This is a genomic window from Vibrio sp. R12-SG2-ISO1 (assembly GCF_059834045.1).
Genome location: NZ_JCBDGO010000019.1, coordinates 69,381 through 90,518, shown reverse-complemented (window position 1 = coordinate 90,518; position 21,138 = coordinate 69,381). Strand labels below are relative to the sequence as shown.

Below are 21,138 nucleotides of genomic sequence, written 5' to 3'. Positions count from 1 at the left end.
TTTGTGAGCTTGTCTGTGAGTTTGTCCGTGATGTAGTAGTAGCGCTGTTGGATTTTCTCTTCATGGTCACTTCATTACTGGTAAAACATGGCGACCGAGCTAGGCTCGGTCTTGGGGATCGTTATCATCAAGTTTGTCCGCGTATCCTTTGGGCGGTGGTGTCCAACCTCGTTCTCCGGGTTCATGTTGATCCTGTCTATCGGTGGACATCGATAATTTTATTTGCTGCTCTAACTCGATAAAGAGCTTACGATAGTTGTTGTCAAAACGTTCGCCGTGGGAATCATCCTCCCAAGCGCGATAGAGCATATCCGATTTGCGCTCTTCCACTTCTTTGTAGGCGCTTTTATGTTGCTCGACATAAAACGGATGAAAGTCTAGGGCCCTCATGGCTTGCGCGCCCATCTCTAGGGCGGAGTGGTACGTCTCTAGCTCAATGACATCAGCCCCCGCTTGACGAAGGCGATAGCCGTGTCCTCTATCGAACGCACGGGCAAGAATTTTGACATGAGGGTAGGTGTGTTTCACGTACTTAGTTAGCTCTACGCTGCTTTCGCGATTATCCATGGCGAGTATGATCATCGCCGCCTCTTCAATACCTGCGGTATGGAGTAAATCAGGACGAGTCGCATCACCAAAATAGGCTTTGGTCTCAATTTGCCTCATCATATCCACCTGATCCGCTTGGTGATCCAGTACAACGGTGTGTACGCCGTTAGCGACCAGTAGACGATTGACCACTTGGCCAAATCGGCCAATCCCTGCGATGATCACTGAGCCTTTGTCATCAATCACATCGGCGTCCTGATCGTTGGCCTTCGTCTGAAAACGCGGCAAGATAAACTTATCGTAAAAGATGAATAAGCCAGGGGTGAGGAACATCGATAGCGCGACGACTAAAGAGAGCCTCTGAGCGATATCGAACGGCAATACGTGATTTTGCATACTGAAACTGAGCAGCACAAAACCAAATTCCCCTGCCTGCGCCAAGCTGAGCGTGAATAGCCAACGGTTGTTGTTTTTAATTCGAAAAGCCCAAGCAAGGAGATAAAGGATGCCACCTTTCAGTGCCATCACGCCCAGTGTTAGGCCAATAATCAGGAAGAAATCGTTAAAGAGAATCGAGAAGTCGATGCCAGCGCCTACCGTGATAAAAAAGAGCCCCAGTAACAAGCCCTTAAAGGGGTCAATGTTGGATTCGAGCTCATGACGAAACTCACTGTTTGCCAGAACAACCCCCGCCAAAAAGGTGCCCAGTGCGGGGGACAGGCCAACTAAGCTCATCAACGCGGCGATACCCACAACCAGCATCAGAGCAGTTGCGGTGAATATTTCACGCAGGCCGGAGCTGGCTACAAAGCGAAGCAATGGCCGACTCAGGTAGTGCCCGCCAATGACCAACCCTGCAATGGAGGCGACAATCACCATCGCATACGCCCAGCCTGGCAGATGCGCGACTAAGCTGAGCTCTTCATGGTGCTCGGCGGCATTAGCTGCCAGGTTTTGTGCTTGCTCGACCAACTCAGGTAACGCTAACAGTGGGATAAAGGCCAGCATAGGGATGACGGCGATATCTTGAAAGAGCAATACAGAGAAGGCGTTTTGCCCCCCCTCTGTTTTGGATAGCCCTTTCTCGTTAAAGGTTTGCAGGACAATCGCTGTCGAAGAGAGGGCAAAAATCAGCCCTATCGCTAACGCTATCGTCCATGTGATCCCAAACCAAATCGCGATGTACATGGTGGCCAGTGTCGTGAGCGTGACTTGCAATCCGCCCAGCCCTAATAGACGATTTCGCATTGACCAGAGCATTTTAGGTTCAAGCTCTAAGCCGACTAAAAACAGCATCATCACCACACCAAACTCAGCGAAATGCTGGATTGTAGTGGTCTCTTCACCGACCAAACCGATAATGGGCCCGATCACCACGCCCGCAATCAAATAGCCCAGCACAGAACCGAGGCCAAATCGCTTGGCTAAGGGCACGGCAATCACAGCCGCGACTAAATAGATAAAGGCTTGGAGAAAATAGAGGGTCATGCATGGCCTCCTTGACTCAGATAGTCATTGAGTGTGGCGGCATCTGCGGCGCTATTGACCTCCACACGGTCTGCGACCAGATCATTCAGGAGTTGGGTCCACTGTGATAAGTGAGCCTCAATCCGACCATCTTCCTTAGCGGTTCGAGCGCCAAAAAGAGCAAACGGTGGTAGGTAGGTCATGCCAGTCAGTGTCGCCATTTGTTCAATGGGATGCAGTAGCGCACGAATGGGGAAGTGATTGTAACCATCGGTTTGGTAGGCATCTTGTTTACCTCCGGCCGATAAAGCGCAAAAAAACACCTTACCGTGTAGCGCATCGGCATCTTGCCCGTAAGCAAAGCCGTACTCAAGTACCAAGTCCTGCCACTCTTTTAAAATAGCGGGCGTGGAATACCAATAAAGCGGAAACTGGAAAATCACCACGTCGTGCTCACGCAAACGTTGCTGCTCTCTATCTATGTTGATGTTGTAGGTCGGGTATTCCCAGTAGAGGTCGACCGCCGTGACACCTTGGCATTGCTTGGCTGCATCAAACAGTCGCTGATTGACTTCTGAACGCGCAGAAGAGGGGTGTGCGTAAAGCACCAACACTTTCTTTTCAGGCATACACAATCTCGTGTTTTTTCAGGTAAGTACCCATTTATACAATGGTGAGCGTCCATTGTGGCACAGGAGCGAAAGGATAACTATGAGTGACCTATAAGTCACAAATATTAGCTTAGTGTATTTGAAGAGAATGTGTTGAAAAGGGCGACACAACAATGGGTGTGTCGCCCGAATAGAGGATCAGTGCTGATGTTGAAGTGTCGTGACTGCGACTTCAAATGAACCCTGTTCACAATCGATAAAGAGACTATCGCCGGTGATCATCACCGACAAATCCATCGTGCGAGCGACCACATTGGCAAGCGCTTCGACGGCGTCAGCGTCTAAACGGTAAATCGACGCAGGGTATTGATGGGCCTTGTTTTTACTTTGCTCCCACCATACATCGGATTTGCTATTGAACGAGTAGACGAGCACTTGCTGAGCGATTCGCGTCGACTTTTTGATTCGGTCAAGAGAGGGCTCACCCACATCGACCCAAAGCAGTGTTTGATCGTCGAGTGATTTGACCCAAAGGTCCGGTTCTTCGGTGGTAGAGAGACCTTTAGTAAAGGCTAAATCCGGTTGCCATTGTAGGCAGTACGCTAAGACGCGGGCCATCATACGAGCGGTCGTTTCTGACGGGTGCTGGGCAAGCGTCAGTTGAGTAGCATCGTACAAGTCACGATTGGTATCAGACAAGTTGATGCGAAATTTATAAATAGTGGGTTTGAGTGCCATAATGCTTCAATAAAAAAATAGCCAGCGAATGCTGGCTATTGTAATTCTTTAGTACTTGAAAATTAAAGTACTTTGATGTTCTCAGCTTGTGGGCCTTTTTGACCTTGAGAAACAACGAACTCAACTTTTTGACCTTCAACTAGAGTACGGAAACCGTCGCCAGTGATTGCAGAGAAGTGAGCGAAAACGTCAGGACCGTTTTCTTGTTGGATGAAACCGAAACCTTTAGTTTCGTTGAACCATTTAACTGTACCAGTAACAGTGTTAGACATAATGTATATCCTTGATAAATCTTATAAAGCCATGACGGCACCTATAGCGTGGAAAAGGAGATTGCTATTGCGCACGACGTTAAGGCAGATATACAAGAAATCTAACGATAACGGCGAAAGTAAACAAGAACCGTTTTCTAGCTGCCTGACAGTCTAATGCTAAGTGCAACTAAGTCAATAAAAATCGGTGTAAATAATTTAGAAAAACAAATGTTTTCATTAGAATTTTGCGCTAGGTTTACTTTCGAAAATATTATCGTAGCTCGTATAACTAGTGTAACATTCGATTGCTTGGTTGAATGTGTGGCTAAGTGACTGGTGAAATCCTTCTATTGAGTGTTTTGTCAGTCAAATAAACCGTTTTATGAACCGAACAAATCAATGAGAAAAAGGAAAAGTGATGAAAAAAAGTAAGCGCGATCTCACGCTTAGTGTGACGTTGGAGCATGATATGGGCAGAGGGGTGGTGAAAGATAACGCCTTAAAAGCACTTGTGACGAGTTCGATGTATCGAACACAAGTAGAGAAAGCGAAGAAAGGCAAAGGCAGTTTCAGTCGTAAAATGAAACACAAAGGCAAAGAGCCCTACTCCATAGCTGCCTAAAGGTGACTATCGAATAGGGCTCTTAGTTTCAGAAGCTAGAGTGTTTGGCGTTAGCGTTCAATTTTTGGCGAATAGAGGGAGTACGCGGTAATCTGTCCTGCCACGATCGCTGAGAACATAAACAACGCAGAAAGCCCGATACTCGGAATGGGCAAAATCGATTGTTCAAAGACGGATTGGCCCGCACTGACTAACACGCGGCTACCCGGAACCAAAATGATGATGCCCTGCACAATGTAGATGCTACCCGTCAGTTCCATTTTTTTCGCCAACCATGTGCCGTATAAAGTGATCAGCACTGTCGTTACCCAAGTTCCGACGACCCAGCCGCTTTCAAAGCCTAAATAAAATGGCCCCCACATGCCGAGCATCGCCACCGGCAGCCCCAGCAAAATGTCCTTTGGTCTTGCGTTAAAGATAATGCCGAGTGAAATCGAAATCAGAAACAGGCCACTGACGTGCAACCAAATTGGAACTTGATTGATGTAGGTGCTAGCGGCGGCTTGCCCCCATATTGCTTCGCCAATGTTGAGCCCCATGACGATACCGACAAACAGCTTAATCAACGAGAGCGCACTTTGTCCGAGTAAGCTCGTGCCAGACACCAAATCATTGAAGGCGAGACACTCAAGGGAGTTGGCAATCGACAACCCCGGTACGAACAGCACGATTGAGGCAATACAAAGCGCCCAGACCGGTATCTGCGCCGATGTGCTGGCAAAATAGGCGACCAGAATGCCGGTCAATAACGCAGAGACAAATTCCACCGCGATCGCACGGCGAGCTTTGCACACTTGTTGTGTCATCCACACTACAAAACCAAGTAGCACAGAGAGTAAAATCGCATCAATGGTACTGCCGACCAGCATCAAATAGGCCGGTGGAATCCCCATGTTCGCCAGAGCAATCACCCATTTCGGGTAACCGACAGGCTCTGGAACAGGTTCGGAGCTGGGTTGGTTAATACGAATGATGGTATTGGCCAATAAACTCAGATTGATTGACGCGAGAGGATGGCGGCGCATAACGACGGCATTATTGTCATCCGGAAACTGATAGTTCACCGTGGTAGGCGTGGCTTGAACCATCACATCGACGCCGTGTTTACGGGCGTAGAACTTAGTGTATTTTTCTAGCTTATAAGGCGCACAGCCGCTGCGATGGAGCGTGTCTCCGATTTCGACGATTTTTTTGATTCGGTATTCTGAAGGCATGAGTGAATGACATCCGTTGGAATGCACAAAGTTGAGTGCGCGAAAGGTATCAGAGCGTGACTAGCGTGTAAATATCGAACAGCGCATTGTTATAGAGGTGAGGTAACCGATGTTTTAAAACTGATGACGCATGCGCTTATGCCAATCTATGGATCAAAAATGAAAACTAGGGTTTTGCTGTATATAAATGGCGCTACTTTTGTCTGTGTTGAAGTGATTTAGATCATAAAATAGCCACTATTTTTAGATGTAACGTTTGTTATCAATTTGTAACCTTTGTGCCGATTTGTGTGTGTGAAGGCAGCAAGTGCAGGTGGTGCAATCACTCCAGTAAATCTATCTGTAACAATTATTTAACCATTGTTAATTCTGGTCGGATGAGCCTATTTTTGGTTAAAAAACGCGCTTGCATTTGGTCGAGGAAAGGCGAAAATAAACGCAAAATGAGTTTGCGAAAATGAAAGGAAGCTTTTTTCTAGGTTTAAAAAGCGAGGCACACAATGAAACTGTTTCTAATTCTTATGATGTCTGTATCTGCTGGCGTAGCGTCTGCTGATCACTTTCACTCTTTCTTGCTCGGTGTTTCGATTGCGACACTCGCCGTCGCAAGCTGCTACTGGTGCGCGTTTCAGCGTGTTCAATTCCCGCAATTGGCGTTGGCGATGTTGATACTTGGTTTGTTCGCGAAGTTTTTTGTCGCCGCGGCGGGCGTGCTCTTCGGTGTATCACAAGGCCTAATTACTTCTCCGCTGGTATTTGTGATGAGTTATCTCTATTTCTCTATCGTCGCGACGTACCTTTGGTATCGCTACCGTAACCGACGCATCAAAAATCCATTTTCGGTGAAACGCACGCTCTCCGGATCCGCAAATTGATAAGCGAAATCCACACTTAGCATCGATGCTGAGTGTTGTGACCTATTACTAAAGCCAGCGACCAGTCGCTGGCTTTTTCGTCCTTACTCTTTTTACCTGTTGCCGTGTGATTTTTACGTCAAATCTCGCTCAATAGTAACCATTGATTACAACAGGGCTGCAAGCAGCATCAGGTTGTTTATACTCAGGTAAGTGTGTTAACCCAACAGGACATTTACCGCGAATTATGAAAAAACACTCTTTGATAGCGTCGGTCTTCCTTTCTTCTTTGGCGACTGCTCACGTAGCAGTGGCTGCTCCAACGATTGTTCCTGATGCGCCGGTGTTGGGCGCCAATGGGTATATTTTGATGGACTACAACACAGGTCACGTGTTAGTCGAGAAAAACGCCGACACCAAACTTAACCCAGCCAGTCTGACTAAGTTGATGACGGCCTATGTCGCTGGGCAAGAAGTGAAAGCAGGCAACATCTCTTTGGACGATGATGTTCGAATTAGCCAACGCGCATGGGCGAAGAACTTCCCTGATTCATCGAAGATGTTCATTGAAGTCGGCACCGACGTGAAGTTGATGGATCTCTACCGCGGCTTAATTGTTCAATCAGGTAATGACGCCAGTGTGGCCATTGCTGAGCATGTGGCAGGCAGCGAGGACGCGTTCGTTAGCTTGATGAACTCTTGGGCGGACAAGTTGACACTCACCAACACGTCCTACACCAACCCCCATGGTCTAGATAGCGATGGTCTGTTTTCCACACCTCGTGATATCGCCAAGCTGAGCCAAGCGATTATTCGTGATCTACCGGACATTTATCCGCTCTACAGCGAAACCTCCTACACCTACAACGGCATTACTCAATACAACCGTAACGGTTTATTGCGTGACCGCAGCATGAATGTCGATGGTATGAAAACCGGTTACACCAGTGGTGCCGGCTACAGCTTAGCGACATCAGCAACCAGTGGCGACATGCGTTTGATTTCGGTTGTGATGGGTTCAAACAGCACCAAATCACGTGAGTCAGACAGCAAGCAGTTACTGAGCTACGGTTTCCGCTTCTTCGATACCATCTCGCCAACCCGCGCCGGTCAATCGGTCGCCTCACCTAAAGTGTGGATGGGTAAAACCGATACCGTGGGCGTGGGTGTGGAAAACGATGTTTTCATCACGCTAGCGAAAGGAGACGTCAACAAACTCGCCGCCGAAGTCGAATTTAGTTCCGATCTTGTCGCGCCGATTGCACAAGGTGAAACCCTAGGACAAGTCATTTACAGCATCGATGGCGAAACCGTGGCGACAGCCCCACTGATTGCCCAGCAACCTGTCGAGGAAGGAGGCTTGTTTAAGAAGCTGGTGGATTGGTTTAAGCGCCTGCTAGCGAGCCTGTTCTAACTCTCCCCTCTATATATCTCGGGCACTTTGTGCCCGCAGATTTCTCGCCAAAGATTCAAATTGCGTTAACTTCTCTCTGACATCGTTTTGACGCGCTGCGCGGACAATACCGCCTTATTGACTCAACTTTACTATCGCGACCATTGAACAACGAGAGCAGCATGGAATTTACCGAACAAGACAGAGAGGCGATCTACACGACTTGGATGTCGCAAAAATCAAAGATGCGCCTAACGCAAATGGAGTTTGCGAAGAAACTGGGCATGAACCAACTGAGCTTCTCGCGCGTGCTGCGCGGTGAGGCGCCGATGACAATGCCTTTTGTCACCAAGTTCTGTCACTTACTTCACTTAGACCCCAAATTGGTGGTGCCCAGCTTAAAAGAACGCAGCGATCAGGGACCGAAAATTGTCTACTTGCAGAGCCGTATGAGCGTTGATGGCGAAATCCAAAACGCTTATATCGAAGGCAATCAAGTGATTGTCGAATACGCACATGTGGTGCGAGAAGGGTAGTCATGTTAGGGTATCGCGCGACCCATTTATCCAAACAGCGCACTCTGGTTACCCCACCATGCTTGAAAAAGAAAACCTCATCAAACTGGCTCGCACCCCTATGCCTTTTGGCAAATACGCGGGCCGCATGCTCATTGACCTACCTGAAGAATACTTGCTGTGGTTCGATAAAAAAGGCTGGCCAAACGGTGAGCTTGGCCAGTTATTGCAGCTGTGCCTCGCACTCAAAATTGAAGGGCTGGATAGCGTAGTAAAACCGCTAAAGCGCCTATAATTTGCTGCAGATACTTCCATTTTAACGACAAGAAACCGTATGAAACTTGATATCAACGCACTGAAACACCACCAACTGGTCGAAGATGGTCAATTGGAGGGGTGTTACATTCATCAGCCCGCTAAGGGCAGTCAGCAAGACGACAGAGCCGTGTTGGCCGAGCGCCAAGCGCTAGAGAAAATGGGATATAAGGTCGTCCAGGTACAAACCAAAGGTAGAACTACAACGTTTTCTGAAGCCATGCAAGAGCTAGCCAAGAAGACGGCCAATCAGTCTAAGTAGTTAGCGACAGTGCCTATCGTTGTCTCAATGGATATCACTATGCGCTGACCCCTTCGTGCTCGGTAGATTGGGAAGGTAAACCCATTAAATTGCCTTCTTTTCCACTAATTGGTCGAGAATTGAACTGGCTTTCTCTCTAAACAAATCTCTCAATAAACGAACCGTTGGCGTGATTGACTGTCTGCTAGGGCAGACCAACCAAAGTTCGGTCGGTGTGGGCTTATAATTGCGCATAATACTGACGACACGCCCATTCAGAAGGTCATCGGACATATCGAGACAAGACTTAATAGCGATCCCTTTCCCTGCAACACACCAGCGTCTCACTAGGTCCCCATCATTTGAAGCCCTGTTACCCTTCAGCTTTACCTTGTGAGTAATACCTTGATCGCTAAATTGCCACTCATTTTGCAAGACATCATGTAGCTGATAAAACAGTGCATTGTGTTGTAGCAGATCATTGGGGTGCGTTGGCGTTTGATGCTCAGATAAATAGCTCGGGCTTGCACACAATACCCTAGGTACATCGCAGATCTTAAATCCATACATATTGGCATCAGTTGGTGACCCATAGCGCAATGCCAGATCAACAGAGTCACGATAAAAATCAATAGTGCTATCACTGATGTTTGAGCGCAGTGATACATTTGGGTATTGGCACAAAAACTCATCTAACCAATACGTGACAAGGTTTCGGCCTAAATCAGAGGATAGGGCGATACGAATCTCACCATGGATAGTGCCTAATTCCTCGTGTAGGCTCATTTTGGCCTGTTCAAGTTGCTTTAGTGCTTCCTCACACTTAGGTAAGTAGCGCTCTCCAGCTGGCGATAGTCTCAAGTGGCGTGTAGTGCGCACAAAAAGCTCGACACCCAAAGAGGCTTCTACGCGCTTTACTGCAGCACTAGCTGTCGCGGTGCGCATATCTAAATTGGTTGCCGCTGCGGTGATACTACGAAACTCCGCCACTTTCAAAATCACCTGTAAATCTTCCAAGAGCATAACGAGACCTTTCCAGTCCAGAGAGGACAACATTGAGGTTTGAGTTAAACCATATATAGCAATGGAGCGTTTTGAGCAATCTATTTTCAAATTATTTTTGAAAATAATTCAATTTATCACCTGTTTTTAATGGTAAATGATTATTCTACTATACAAACGAACCGAAACACGCCGCCAAGTGTAGTGGTCACGCTATTATCAAATGATTTTTGATACTGCTTAAAAAATGAAAGGATAAACCTGAAAGTTACTGTATCTATACTAAAGGTATAGCAAGCTCTTTTGTTTTGGAAGGAGTTTAACTTTTTGTTTTGTATGATTTTTAATGCGTTGATATATAAAGGAAGCAAACATGACTAAATTAACTATTGTTGCAAATATTGTTGCGAATGAGGATAAAGTTGAGCTGGTAAAAACAGAGTTACTCAAGTTGATTGACATTACTCGCTCGGAGGAAGGGTGCGTTAATTATGACTTACATCAAGACAACGAAAATCCAGCTCATTTCTTGTTTTACGAAAACTGGGCATCCCGTGAACTGTGGCAAGCACACATGGGGAACAAACACCTAGCCGATTACCTGGCGGCAACAGAAGGAGCAGTAGCGAGCTTTACCATTAACGAAATGACTCAAATCGCGTAATTTTGTATTGGGAGCACGTTGGTTATTTGTCGCAGCCCGTTCTCCAGAGTATCCCATTAAGGTATATCGAATGAAAAACATCAAACCACTTCTAGCAATTACGATTGCGGCTATCTTAAACACTGCGCAAGCCGCGGATATTGAAGTTGTCGCCCAGCTCAACGGAACACGTCCAGGAAACATCACGGTTACTGAACAAGGCCGCACATTCCTATCTATGCAACCTCTAGATGGACCTCAATACCGTGTTGTTGAGCTGATGAAAGATGGTTCAACAAAACCTTTTCCTAGTGAGGATTGGGCAAATGGTCCCGAGATTGGCGAGGTCGGTTTGTCTTCGGTGATTGGTATTGATAGTACAGACGACGGTGTCGTTTGGATTCTCGATATGGGCAGTGCTGAAGCGCCAGCGCAGATTGTTGCTTGGGATACGGAAAAAAACACTTTGTTTAAGCGTTTAGAGATAAGCAAAGATGTGACAGTTGGCAACTCTTTCCTGCAAGACTTTGCTTTAGATACAAAACGCAACCAGATGTATATTGCGGATACTAGCCTTGGAAATCTATTTGGTGAGCCGGCACCAGCTTTTATTGTGGTGGATCTAGAAACTGGTAAGTCTAGACGCGTGCTTGAATCATATAAGGCTTTACTATCACCAGAGTATGATGTGGTAATTGATGGCTCATTGATGGGGACGAAGCGCGAAGATGGCTCATCGGATGCACTCTACCTTGGACTAAATCCTATCACAATTGATGCGGCGAACGAATGGGTCTACTTCGGCACGGTTAATGGTAGCGCCATCTACCGGTTACCAGCGGGCGCTCTTGCAAACGAAAATCTGACTGACATAGAGCTAGCTCACTCCATTGAGTTCTATAACGAAAAACGGCCGAGTGACGGTATGATCATTTCGGAAAATGGAGATATTTATGTGGGCGATGTTGAGAAAAACGCCGTGAGTATTGTAACCAGTGAGAATTTCAAGACATTTGCACAAGACGATGAATTGCTCTCATGGGCGGATGGCTTCTCCATTCACGGGGGCTACCTCTACATTACGCAAAACTCCCTGCACCTAAATCCTGCTCTGAATGAAGGAGAGGAAGGGGCAAGCAAACCGTTCCACGTTTTACGCATCAAACTATACTAGTGAGTTGTCACTACTCCCGCCACCATTAAGCGTATGCTCTTCGCCATAGCATACGCTTTTTGTTTTGGTTGCCACTCTCGTCCATTAAAATTTATTTGGTTATGCAATGACCTTTTTGTACTAAGCAGTAGAGCCCTTTGATTTTCAAAAATTAATTGAATGTGACTAAAAGATTGGGCGCTTTATCGCGAATATCAGAACGCTATCATTAAGCTGTCTAATTAAAGGAGAATGAACAATGTCAGTCCCAAATACAATGAAAGCCATTGGCTTTACGCGATCATTAGCAATTACCGAGAAGGAAAGCTTGGTTGAGTTTGATACAAGTATTCCTGAACTAAGAGAGGACGATCTTCTCGTCAAAGTGAGTGCTACTTCCATTAACCCTGCAGATGCGAAAATTCGTATCCGTAATGCAAAAGACAAAACTCTAGCGCAACCCAAAGTACTCGGTTACGACGCAGTTGGTGAAGTGATTGCTAAGGGTGGCAATGTTTCAGGCTTCAACATTGGTGATCGTGTGTATTATGCAGGTGATGTAACTCGTATGGGCGCTAATGCTGAATACCAAGTAGTCGACTACCGAATTACCGCTCACGCACCACATAGTCTTTCTGATGAGTCTGCGGCAGTGATGCCATTGGCGACATTGACCGGCTGGGAAGCTTTGTTTGATCGTCTGCGTATTCGTCCAGAAGAAAAGAAATCGATCTTGATTATTGGTGGTGCGGGGGGCGTTGGCTCAATAACTATTCAATTGGCGAAACAGCTCACTAATCTGACTGTGATTGCTACGGCTTCAAGGCTTGAGACAGAACAATGGGTAAAGGGCATGGGCGCTGACCACGTTGTCAATCACCGTAATCTAGTAGAATCTGTACGTGAAAAGGGCATCGAACATGTTGACTACATCTTCAATGTGGCTGATACCAAAGGTCATTGGGATGCGATGGTCGAGCTAATTGCTCCACAAGGCATGATCAGTTCAATTGTAGAGTTCGATGGTGGTGTCGATCTCTCTGCACTACAAGGTAAATCAGCAGGCTTTGTCTGGGAGTTAATGTTTACCCGCTCATTGTTTAACACTGACGATCTTCAGAAGCAGCAAGAGATTCTCTTCCAAGTTGCGAACTTGATCGATGCAGGGCGTATTAAGTCGACACTTACCACAACATTGAAGGGCTTCAGTGTCGAGACGTTCAAAGAGGCACATCAACGCATAGAAAGTGGTGCTTCAATTGGCAAAACTGCAATTAAATATTAAATCAGCGCTAGATACACTGAGTGTGTATGACTGATTGTTGACAAGACTGATTAAGCGGAAAAATCATTATGAAAAGTCAAATTATCAAGGATTTAGAGCAACGGTACACAGCAAAACGTTACGACAAACATAAACGCATTCCCCAAGAACAACTGAATATTATTTATGAAGCGATTCGTTTGTCTGCGTCATCAATAAACTCGCAACCTTGGAAATTTATTGTTATTGAAAGTGATGAGGCAAAAGAGCGCATGCATCGCACGTTTAGAAATAAGCATCACTTCAATCAGCCCCATATTAAGGCAGCCTCTCATATTATTCTGTTTGCGCATAACCCTAGCTATACCCGTGAAGATTACGCGAAGGTTGTTGATAAAGGGATTGCTGATGGGCGAGTCTTGCCGGAGAATCGAGAGCAAGCGTTTGGTAGTTTCGCATTTGCCGAGCTAAATACCCATGATTCCGGCGATACCTCTGCTTGGACCAAAGCACAAACCTATTTGGCATTGGGTAATACATTACATGTGTTGGCTCGATTAGGAATCGACTCTACTACAATGGAAGGCGTAGACTCTGCATTAATCAGCGAAGAGTTTTGCCGAGAACTGGGTGGGTATCAATGTGATGTCGCACTGGCCATGGGTTACCACCATCAAGAAGAAGACTATAATGCAAGTTTACCTAAATCGAGGCTGGCTCTTGATTCAGTGTTAACGGTGCTATAGGCCACACAAGCATGAGTGAGATTTCATCACCTCTCATGCTTTCCCGCTGCGTCTCCTTGCTATACCATTGTTTTGGGCAGATTGATTAATGGATCGTTGAATTACAAAATTATCCACATCCTTCTGTCCCATCACAATTCAGAAGTTATTCCACTAGCAGCGCTTTTATCTTTGGCATCACCTCTTTTGTGGCGAGGTACCCGGCTTCAATAGCCTGCTCTTTTTCATCAAATGCACCGCTGTTGCTTGGCTCAAACTTTGGGGCAATGATGATGTCTGCACTATTTAGCTCTTGCTGAGATAACCGACAGCTCTGCATGCGAAAAGTAGCAAGGGTGACCTTGCTTGCTTGTGCGTCAGGAGTCGGTTGATTGTGGCAAAATATATCGACTGCAATGATCTTTTGTGCGCCTAACTCTCTTGCCGTATCGACAGGAATCACGCTAAGAACACCACCATCAACCAGAATATCTCCTCGGTGCTCAATCGGGACAAATGCCCCAGGGATTGTTGATGAGGTTTGCACAGCGTGACCGGGATTTCCGGAACGAATCATCACGACTTCTTGCGTTGTGAGATTGGTAGCGGTAACGGCGACAGGTATTGGCATATCAGTTAAGTCATCATAGTCAACTTGGCTATTTATCCATTCAGAGAGTCTTTTCCCATTAACTAACCCTCTCGAAGACACCACAAAATCGGCCAGATCTAATATGCCAATCTCTTCAATTGCCGCTTCCATTTTCTCAACGGTCATGCCCGATGCATAGAGGACCGCCGCGATTGAACCTGCGGAAGTGCCGCTCACCACTTCTGCTTTTACCCCCTCTTCTTCGAGCGCTTTAAGAACCCCAAGATGCATAAACCCTCGAACACCACCACCGCCAAAAGCAATACCGAGCTCATGTTTATCAGGTACTGGTGTCGTTACTGCGTTAAGGTCTTCGTAAACATTGGGAGAAGAGCAAGCCACTAAGCTGGCTGCTATGACTGAAAACATTAGCCTCTTGAACATCAAATTTTCCTAAACTGTTGAATCATCATCGTGTGAACCTCTGTCATCTTGTTGAGCTAGTTACTTCGATTTGCAAGCTGCTATCGGAGCGAGTATCGTCAATAATAGTTAACTATATCTCTCAAATGGTTTGCTCAAATAGGTCAAATGCTCTTTAAAAAATGCCTATTTGTATCACCACGGCGGTTGAGGCACAAAATGAAACAGAGAATTAAACAAATAGTAGAGAGCCGGATTGTTGAAGATGGCATGGTCGAAACGGGCATCAAAGGTGTTAGTTTGTTTCGAGTGACTCACTCGATACCCTGTGCACCTGCGGTATATGAACCGACGGTGATTGTCATTTTGAGTGGTAAGAAAGAAGCGATTCTCGACGGCGATCATTACGTATATGACAACAGTCAATATATGTGCTGTACGGTCTCTCTACCCGTCGAAGCGGGGACACCTGAAGCCTCTCCAGAAGAGCCTTTGCTAGGCGTTTATATTTCTCTAGATACCAAGGTTATGACTGAACTGGTGATTGAAATGGAGAGTGCCGCCAGCGCGATAAAACGACCAAAAAGTGGCTCGCAACCACCTGGTATGTCACTGGCTAACTGGGATGATACCTTTTCTGATGCGCTACTTAGGTTACTTCAACTGGGCGACAGTAGTATCGATACCGCTATCTTGGGTGAAAGCCGTCTGCGGGAATTCTACTACGCAGTGCTGAAAGGCGATGCTGGTATTTCTGCAAGAAGAGCGTTTGGAATTGGAAACGAAATCGCGAAGTCGATCGAGTACCTGTCACTGAACCTGAGAAAGAACGTCACTATTGATGAACTCGCTTCTATCGTTTGCATGAGTCGTGCAGTTTTCCATCGTAAATTCAAACAAGCAACTCGTATGTCCCCTATCCAATTTATGAAGTCTATGCGCTTAAACAAAGCCGCTATCAAGATAGCAGGAGGGATGGGCGTTAACGAGGCTGCAATGGCGGTAGGGTATGTGAGCTCTTCTCAATTCAGCCGTGAGTTTAAACGTATGTATGGCCAATCGCCTAAGCAATGGAGTCAAGCCAAGGGCATGATTGAGAATATTGCGTAGTTAGCGAATTATTAGATAGTTTAAAATGCCTGTTTGATACAAATAGGCATTTTTTAAAGAGCAATTCGCCTATTTTCCGTTCAGGGTGATAGATATAGTAATTCTACTGCGTCAATGAAAGGTGACTTGCCGTGAAAAAAATTATTCTATCTATAGGAGTCAGTATGGTACTTGCTGCTACAACCTTTGCTAAGGACATCAATGAGGATCTTTACCAACTGAAAAATACGGTTCAGGACATGGAAGGTAATGTCTATCGAACGGTGACCATCGGTGATCAGGTCTGGTTAGCTGAAGGGCTGAGAAGTACCAAGTTCCAAGATGGTTCGGCTGTTAGCTCTGGCGTCATTCCAAAAGATGATGAAGCTAACTTGTTGAAATATGGTCGACTATACAACTGGCATGATGTCGCTGATGAGAGAAACTTATGTCCTGAGGGTTGGAGAGTTGCGACAGATGAGGACTGGAAAAAGCTTGAGCGAAGCATTGGCATGCCTGAAGACGAAGTTCACCAAGAAGGTTGGCGAGGCGGTGACCAACAGCTTGGCTTACAGCTAAAAGAGGCACAGGCTGACGGGCCATTTAAAAAGGTGGATCAGTCTTTAGTCAACAAACATAACTTCTTTGCCAGACCTGCTGGTGTTAAATGGAATGGCTTTTACATCACAGAGGGAGCTTATACCGAGTTTTGGACTGCCGATAGCGCATCTGACGCTAAAGGTATCATTCGCACATTGGCTTACTCTTGGTGGAATGCGCACAAAGGCGAAATTCGTCGTGCGACCAGCTCAAAAGATTATATGTTCAGTGTTCGCTGCGTAAAAATTTAAATTTGATCCAGAAGTTTTCTTCACTATATCAATAGCTCTTTCATTGTAGTTCTTCTATTTCTACTCGGTACTCGATATGACATATTCTTCAATTTTAATTACCGGCGCAAACTCTGGACTTGGGTTTGAGGCTGCTAAACAGTTTGCTCAAAGAAAAGGTATTTCAAAAATTATTTTGGCATGCCGAAGTGAGGAGCGAGCGGAACAAGCGCTTCAGCAGTTGGAAAAACTCACAGGCAAGAACATTTTCGAAACATTGATTGTAGATGTAAGTGATTTAGAGTCCTGTCGAAAAGCAGCTGAAAATCTTGATACCCAAGTCGATGGCATTGTATTAAATGCTGGTGGTGCAGGCGGTTCTGAGCCTACAAAACTTACAAAAGATGGTGTTATTTTTACCTTCGCAGTTAATGTATTAGGGAATATCCATTTAGCGGAACGTTTAATGAATAACGGGAAGTTAAACACTAGGGGATCGGTCGTGTATGTCGCCAGCTTTGCAGCAAGAGGAGCGCCTGAGATTGGCGCCGCGAAACCGCCGATTGCAGAAGGCTCGATAGAAGAGTGGGTATCGGTTGTAAATGGAGAAAAATTTGCCCAAAACAAGGCCTATACTGACCACTATGGTTCGGTAAAACTTATGGGTGCCCTATGGACCATGAGCATGGCACGCAAACATCCGAACTTTAGGTTTGTCACTGTTGATCCAGGAATGGCAGCGGGTACATCGGGGGCAGATGCTTTCCCTTGGTATCAAAAATGGGCAACCAATGCCACAATGAGAGTTTTGCAGTTCTTTGGTAAAGCACATTCTGTTGAAGTGGGTGCTAAACGTTATGTGGACGTGATGCTAAATACAGAGGATTTTGAGACTGGTATTTGGTGGGGCAGTGAAAAAGGGTTAACGGGAAAATTAGCCAACCAAGCAATACATTGGCCGGAAATTATTGGTCAAGAGTCAGTCCAAGATAATGCAAATACCGTTATTCATGAGTTTATAAAGTAGAAGTTTTAGTGTGAAATTATTCAGAGAACTCAAACAAATTTGAGCTATTGGATTAAAAATCAATAGCTTCAACTGACGGGTTATTGAGTCCCAAGTCCCAGAAAAGCAGAGCAACCGCTAAGTCACTCATATTACCGTCGAACACTACACGCTTCGGGTGGCTAATTAAAACTAAACGCCCCCGAAGCGGCTCGATTCAATTGAGCTGTTGATGGTTTGATTGGTTAATTAGGCCAATAAATCCACAATGGCTTTGCCAACAGCGTGCGCGCTAGTTGGATTTTGCCCTGTGATAAGGCGGTCATCGACAATCACAAACTCTTGCCATGGCTGGACTTTAGAGTAGCGTGCTGCACTGCGTGCGAGAGACTCTTCAAGAAGAAAAGGAATGTCATTGATTGTACCGAAGTCAACTTCTTCTTCGCGAGTAAACCCTGTCACGGATTTAGAGGCGATGAGCTTCTCGCCGTTGCTGAGTGTGATTGGCAGAAGAGCACCAGGACCATGACATACTGCCGCAATAATACCGCCGTTTTCATAGTGTGTTGCGGAGATATTTGCGAATTCTTCATTGCTTGCTAGGTCTGAAAGAAGGCCAAAGCCTCCAGGGTAGAAGATCGCATCATAGTGTTCTCCGTTCACTTGTGAAACAGGGATCGTGTTATTGATGCGGTTTTGGAAATCATCATTCGCTAAGATTTTCGCGTTGACCACATCACCTTCTATATCGGTACCGTACAGTGGCGCCTGACCACCTTTGATTGAAGCAATATCGTACCCAAAGCCAGCTTCAAGCAGTTGGTCAAGCGCATGAGTAAGCTCTGGCGCGTAAGTTCCGTTCGCTTGCTCGGTATCACCGAGTGTCGCGTGGTTTGTCACAATAATTAGTACTTTTTTCATGCTGCTTTCCTCAAATGATTTGCGTCTCTTTGTTCAACACCCTCATACTATTTGCTATTCAAATGAGTGATAATACACTGGTTTGACAAAACATTATTGCTAAATAGCAAAGGTAACTATGGATAGCTTTGAGGGTATCAACGAATTTGTTACGGTCGCGGAGAGCTTAGGGTTTTCTTCTGCAGCAAAACAATTAGGTTGCAGTACGAGTCACGTTAGCCGCCAAGTGACGAAATTAGAGGAACGACTGGGTGTGGCGTTGTTAGCTCGTTCAACACGGATGGTGAGCTTAACTGAGGCCGGTCGAGCGTATTACCAGCAATGCAAAGAGCTAGTGATTGGGCTCCAACAAGCGAACGAACAGCTTACGACACAGCAAACTCAGTTAAGTGGTACGTTGCGCGTTAGTGCCGCTGGCGCATTTTCTGAAAACTATGTCGCTCCTGCTCTGATGGAATTCGCGAAACTGCATCCGAATCTCACCGTAGAAATTAACTTCAACACCCGTATGGTCAATTTTATTGAAGATGGTTTTGACTTTGCCATCCGTTATGGACGGTTGAGTGATTCGGGTTTGGTCGCGAGAAAACTCGTAGATCGACCCATGGCAGCAGCAGCCAGCCAGCACTATATTGATGAACAAGGTCTGCCTATTCATCCAGAGCAGCTAAAGCAGCATAGCTGCATCATTGCCAATAAGGATGTCTGGTTGTTTGAAAAGGATGGAAAGCCCTTAGATGGCGTCAAAGTTCAGGGGAGATGGAAAAGCAACAATGTCCACACTGTTTTACAGGCTTGCAGCGAAGGATTAGGCATCGCGTATCTACCCAAAAGTAGTTTTAACGATGCCCTTTCATCAGGTCGATTGGTCCCTATTCTGGAGCCTTATTGGGGAAGTGGTAATAGTAGCTGGATTGTTTATCAGAATCGTCACTTCCTGCCATTGAGAGCAAGGTTAGCGATCGATTATCTTCTTGAGCGCTTTTCAAAATGGCAAGAGTGAGAAACTCGCTACAAATGTGAGCAATCCAATCATCGATTAGATAATCTCTAAATTTGAATTCAAAGTGGATAATTGGTGGGTTTGAGAAGCACGATCAAGTTTAAATCACGGTCTCATCAGTGTTCGCGTGATACCATCAACACGTTCTTTTTCCACCGAGACACACACATGTCATCAGATTACTACGGAACCAGCGCAGGTTATGCGCGCAAAGAAGCGGGCTATCGTGAAAAAGCGCTGAAACTTTATCCTTGGGTATGCGGCCGTTGTGCCCGAGAGTTTGTCTACTCCAATCTTCGTGAACTCACCGTACACCACAAAGATCACGACCACACTAACAACCCGGAAGATGGCAGCAATTGGGAGCTGCTTTGTCTCTACTGCCACGATCATGAGCACAGTAAATACCTAGAGCACGATCGCTATGGCAGCGAAATCCAGCCTGGTGAAGATGATCACCAAAGCGCGACCTACAATCCTTTTGCCGATCTGGCGAAGATGATGAAAAAATGACAAGGCGCTCGCCATCACAAGGCAAAATCATCGTTTTTCTTTCTATATGCGGAGGGCGTCATACCTGTGCATTGTTTGAAAATGCTGTTGAACGATGATTTTGATTTGAAACCGCAGTTAAGCGCGATATCCAATAAGGTGAATCGGCGAGTATGCGGATCTTGTAGCTGACGCTTTACTTCATCCACCCTCCATTCATTGATGAATTGAAAAAAATTCTTATTCAATCCATTGTTTAAAAGTGACGATACTTCTCGCCTCGGCATCCCAAGTGAGTGAGAAAGCTGATATATCGTCAGGTTCGGATTTAAGTAGAGCTTTTCCGTTGCCATTAGTACATTGAGCTTTTGCAGATCTTCTGGGGCGTATGTTGGGGCGTTGACATCATCACCAACAGACGAGGTTTGCCTTTCATCTTGTTGCTCCCAACCCAAAGTTTGGTGTAACGGAGGTTGTTCTACTCCAAAGACGCACAACACGATAATAAAGGTTAGATATGAGAGCAGATGAGCGTCCATCGGATCAAGCAACGAGGTATCACCTGACTCATTGATGATATTGAGCAAGACCAAAAAAGCAAACAGTGAGGGAATGACGTAAATCCAAATCAAACTGATCGTCGACCCTTGCTGGGAGAAATAAGTGGATAAATTTCTATTATGTTTGCGAAGTATGCGAATGGTCCAAGCCGAATAGATCATAAAGATGATCAGATTGCATTGACCAAAAAACGCCAACATCCCCTCGATGACATCCGGTTTAGCACTGATGACGTTCAGTTTATCCAACAAGCTGGAACTTGACCCAGGTAGAACAACGGTGTCTGGCTGATAGAGCGTGAATAGTGCGTAGAAGAGTAGGAAAGGGATCATGTGAAATGCGTACTTGTACGATGGCCAATACTCTTTGCTAATTAGCTGTTGTGTATAGATGAGCATGATTGGACCATGCAATAAGTTTAATGCTGGATTAAGCCACGGAGCCATTAAGTGTGGACCGTGATCGTTTATCAAATCCAGCATGTGGCTAGTAAATGGAGCGAGTAAGACAAATAACCAGATCGTAATAATCACATATCCACGATGGAATTGAGGTTGCCTCAGCATCTTGAGGACGGTAAATGCCGAGAGGGTCAGTGCAATGACCCCGAGGTTCCATGTCATATTGAATTCTATCACTCTCACTTTTCCTCGTTGACAAC

General features: G+C 45.8%; 24 protein-coding genes. 15 read left to right on the top strand and 9 right to left on the bottom strand.

What is annotated here, in order from left to right; translation table 11 throughout:
• Positions 1 to 99 precede the first annotated feature (99 nt).
• From AC6R10_RS13640 to AC6R10_RS13625, 4 genes are all read right to left on the bottom strand, one after another.
• Entirely contained in the window at positions 100 to 2,037 is a 1,938-nt protein-coding gene (locus tag AC6R10_RS13640) for a monovalent cation:proton antiporter-2 (CPA2) family protein (protein ID WP_500672562.1), read from the bottom strand.
• Entirely contained in the window at positions 2,034 to 2,645 is a 612-nt protein-coding gene (locus AC6R10_RS13635; protein ID WP_487903665.1) for an NAD(P)H-dependent oxidoreductase, read from the bottom strand. The genes AC6R10_RS13640 and AC6R10_RS13635 overlap by 4 nt, the downstream gene beginning before the upstream one ends.
• Positions 2,646 to 2,825: 180 nt before the next feature.
• A complete protein-coding gene (locus tag AC6R10_RS13630) occupies positions 2,826 to 3,365 on the bottom strand; it encodes a YaeQ family protein (RefSeq protein WP_500672561.1) in 540 nt (179 codons plus the stop codon).
• A 62-nt stretch (positions 3,366 to 3,427) separates the two neighbouring features.
• The gene (locus tag AC6R10_RS13625) at positions 3,428 to 3,637 is read right to left on the bottom strand and encodes a cold-shock protein (protein WP_038204438.1); all 210 of its coding nucleotides are present in this window, start codon (positions 3,635 to 3,637) and stop codon (positions 3,428 to 3,430) included.
• 400 nt (positions 3,638 to 4,037) lie between these two features.
• Between AC6R10_RS13625 and AC6R10_RS13620 the strand changes: the two genes are divergently transcribed.
• The gene (locus AC6R10_RS13620; protein ID WP_500672560.1) at positions 4,038 to 4,241 is read left to right on the top strand and encodes an alternative ribosome-rescue factor A; all 204 of its coding nucleotides are present in this window, start codon (positions 4,038 to 4,040) and stop codon (positions 4,239 to 4,241) included.
• Positions 4,242 to 4,291: 50 nt separating this feature from the next.
• On the opposite strand, the gene AC6R10_RS13615 is transcribed toward AC6R10_RS13620, so the two are convergent.
• Positions 4,292 to 5,455: a threonine/serine exporter family protein gene (locus AC6R10_RS13615; RefSeq protein ID WP_487903663.1), complete on the bottom strand. Its 1,164-nt coding sequence runs from the start codon at positions 5,453 to 5,455 to the stop codon at positions 4,292 to 4,294.
• A 500-nt stretch (positions 5,456 to 5,955) separates the two neighbouring features.
• On the opposite strand from AC6R10_RS13615, the gene AC6R10_RS13610 reads away from it, so the two are divergent.
• From AC6R10_RS13610 to AC6R10_RS13590, 5 genes are all read left to right on the top strand, one after another.
• Positions 5,956 to 6,330 (top strand): NADH:ubiquinone oxidoreductase, encoded by a 375-nt coding sequence (locus AC6R10_RS13610; protein WP_334553352.1) that lies wholly within the window; start codon positions 5,956 to 5,958, stop codon positions 6,328 to 6,330.
• Positions 6,331 to 6,556: 226 nt separating this feature from the next.
• Positions 6,557 to 7,723 carry a serine hydrolase gene (locus AC6R10_RS13605; RefSeq protein WP_500672559.1) on the top strand — a complete coding sequence of 389 codons (1,167 nt, stop codon included), beginning with the start codon at positions 6,557 to 6,559 and terminating at the stop codon, positions 7,721 to 7,723.
• Positions 7,724 to 7,884: 161 nt separating this feature from the next.
• A complete protein-coding gene (locus tag AC6R10_RS13600; RefSeq protein ID WP_334553355.1) occupies positions 7,885 to 8,238 on the top strand; it encodes a helix-turn-helix domain-containing protein in 354 nt (117 codons plus the stop codon).
• A 58-nt stretch (positions 8,239 to 8,296) separates the two neighbouring features.
• Positions 8,297 to 8,512: a DUF3820 family protein gene (locus AC6R10_RS13595; protein WP_334568256.1), complete on the top strand. Its 216-nt coding sequence runs from the start codon at positions 8,297 to 8,299 to the stop codon at positions 8,510 to 8,512.
• 39 nt (positions 8,513 to 8,551) lie between these two features.
• Complete coding sequence (locus AC6R10_RS13590; RefSeq protein WP_500672558.1) at positions 8,552 to 8,794, top strand: hypothetical protein; 243 nt, start codon at positions 8,552 to 8,554, stop codon at positions 8,792 to 8,794.
• Between the two features lie 84 nt (positions 8,795 to 8,878).
• On the opposite strand, the gene AC6R10_RS13585 is transcribed toward AC6R10_RS13590, so the two are convergent.
• A complete protein-coding gene (locus AC6R10_RS13585; RefSeq protein WP_500629632.1) occupies positions 8,879 to 9,796 on the bottom strand; it encodes a LysR family transcriptional regulator in 918 nt (305 codons plus the stop codon).
• 352 nt (positions 9,797 to 10,148) lie between these two features.
• Between AC6R10_RS13585 and AC6R10_RS13580 the strand changes: the two genes are divergently transcribed.
• The 4 genes from AC6R10_RS13580 to AC6R10_RS13565 all read left to right on the top strand — a co-directional run bounded on the left by AC6R10_RS13580 (position 10,149) and on the right by AC6R10_RS13565 (position 13,581).
• Positions 10,149 to 10,439: a putative quinol monooxygenase gene (locus AC6R10_RS13580; RefSeq protein ID WP_500672557.1), complete on the top strand. Its 291-nt coding sequence runs from the start codon at positions 10,149 to 10,151 to the stop codon at positions 10,437 to 10,439.
• Between the two features lie 70 nt (positions 10,440 to 10,509).
• Positions 10,510 to 11,592, top strand: coding sequence for an L-dopachrome tautomerase-related protein (locus AC6R10_RS13575; protein WP_500629634.1), 1,083 nt, complete (start codon positions 10,510 to 10,512; stop codon positions 11,590 to 11,592).
• A gap of 238 nt (positions 11,593 to 11,830) precedes the next feature.
• Positions 11,831 to 12,856 carry a zinc-binding alcohol dehydrogenase family protein gene (locus AC6R10_RS13570; protein ID WP_500629635.1) on the top strand — a complete coding sequence of 342 codons (1,026 nt, stop codon included), beginning with the start codon at positions 11,831 to 11,833 and terminating at the stop codon, positions 12,854 to 12,856.
• A 68-nt stretch (positions 12,857 to 12,924) separates the two neighbouring features.
• Entirely contained in the window at positions 12,925 to 13,581 is a 657-nt protein-coding gene (locus AC6R10_RS13565) for a nitroreductase family protein (RefSeq protein ID WP_500632345.1), read from the top strand.
• A 145-nt stretch (positions 13,582 to 13,726) separates the two neighbouring features.
• On the opposite strand, the gene AC6R10_RS13560 is transcribed toward AC6R10_RS13565, so the two are convergent.
• On the bottom strand, positions 13,727 to 14,596 hold the full coding sequence (locus AC6R10_RS13560) for a patatin-like phospholipase family protein (protein ID WP_500672556.1): 870 nt from the start codon (positions 14,594 to 14,596) through the stop codon (positions 13,727 to 13,729).
• A 198-nt stretch (positions 14,597 to 14,794) separates the two neighbouring features.
• Here AC6R10_RS13560 and AC6R10_RS13555 point away from each other — a divergent pair, with 198 nt between their 5' ends.
• The 3 genes from AC6R10_RS13555 (at position 14,795) to AC6R10_RS13545 (ending at position 17,521) form a co-directional block, all read left to right on the top strand.
• Positions 14,795 to 15,685, top strand: coding sequence for an AraC family transcriptional regulator (locus AC6R10_RS13555; RefSeq protein WP_500672555.1), 891 nt, complete (start codon positions 14,795 to 14,797; stop codon positions 15,683 to 15,685).
• Between the two features lie 131 nt (positions 15,686 to 15,816).
• On the top strand, positions 15,817 to 16,515 hold the full coding sequence (locus AC6R10_RS13550) for a fibrobacter succinogenes major paralogous domain-containing protein (RefSeq protein WP_334227808.1): 699 nt from the start codon (positions 15,817 to 15,819) through the stop codon (positions 16,513 to 16,515).
• Between the two features lie 76 nt (positions 16,516 to 16,591).
• Positions 16,592 to 17,521 (top strand): SDR family NAD(P)-dependent oxidoreductase, encoded by a 930-nt coding sequence (locus tag AC6R10_RS13545; protein WP_500672554.1) that lies wholly within the window; start codon positions 16,592 to 16,594, stop codon positions 17,519 to 17,521.
• Between the two features lie 228 nt (positions 17,522 to 17,749).
• Here AC6R10_RS13545 and AC6R10_RS13540 read toward each other — a convergent pair whose 3' ends face one another.
• Positions 17,750 to 18,421, bottom strand: a complete 672-nt coding sequence (locus AC6R10_RS13540) for a type 1 glutamine amidotransferase domain-containing protein (RefSeq protein ID WP_500630851.1) — start codon at positions 18,419 to 18,421, stop codon at positions 17,750 to 17,752.
• Positions 18,422 to 18,539: 118 nt separating this feature from the next.
• Between AC6R10_RS13540 and AC6R10_RS13535 the strand changes: the two genes are divergently transcribed.
• On the top strand, positions 18,540 to 19,424 hold the full coding sequence (locus AC6R10_RS13535; protein ID WP_500672553.1) for a LysR family transcriptional regulator: 885 nt from the start codon (positions 18,540 to 18,542) through the stop codon (positions 19,422 to 19,424).
• 168 nt (positions 19,425 to 19,592) lie between these two features.
• Entirely contained in the window at positions 19,593 to 19,937 is a 345-nt protein-coding gene (locus tag AC6R10_RS13530; RefSeq protein WP_500625513.1) for a YajD family HNH nuclease, read from the top strand.
• Between the two features lie 14 nt (positions 19,938 to 19,951).
• Here the strand turns inward: AC6R10_RS13530 and AC6R10_RS13525 are convergent, their stop codons facing one another.
• Positions 19,952 to 21,100, bottom strand: coding sequence for a helix-turn-helix transcriptional regulator (locus AC6R10_RS13525; protein ID WP_500672552.1), 1,149 nt, complete (start codon positions 21,098 to 21,100; stop codon positions 19,952 to 19,954).
• Between the last annotated feature and the right edge of the window lie 38 nt (positions 21,101 to 21,138).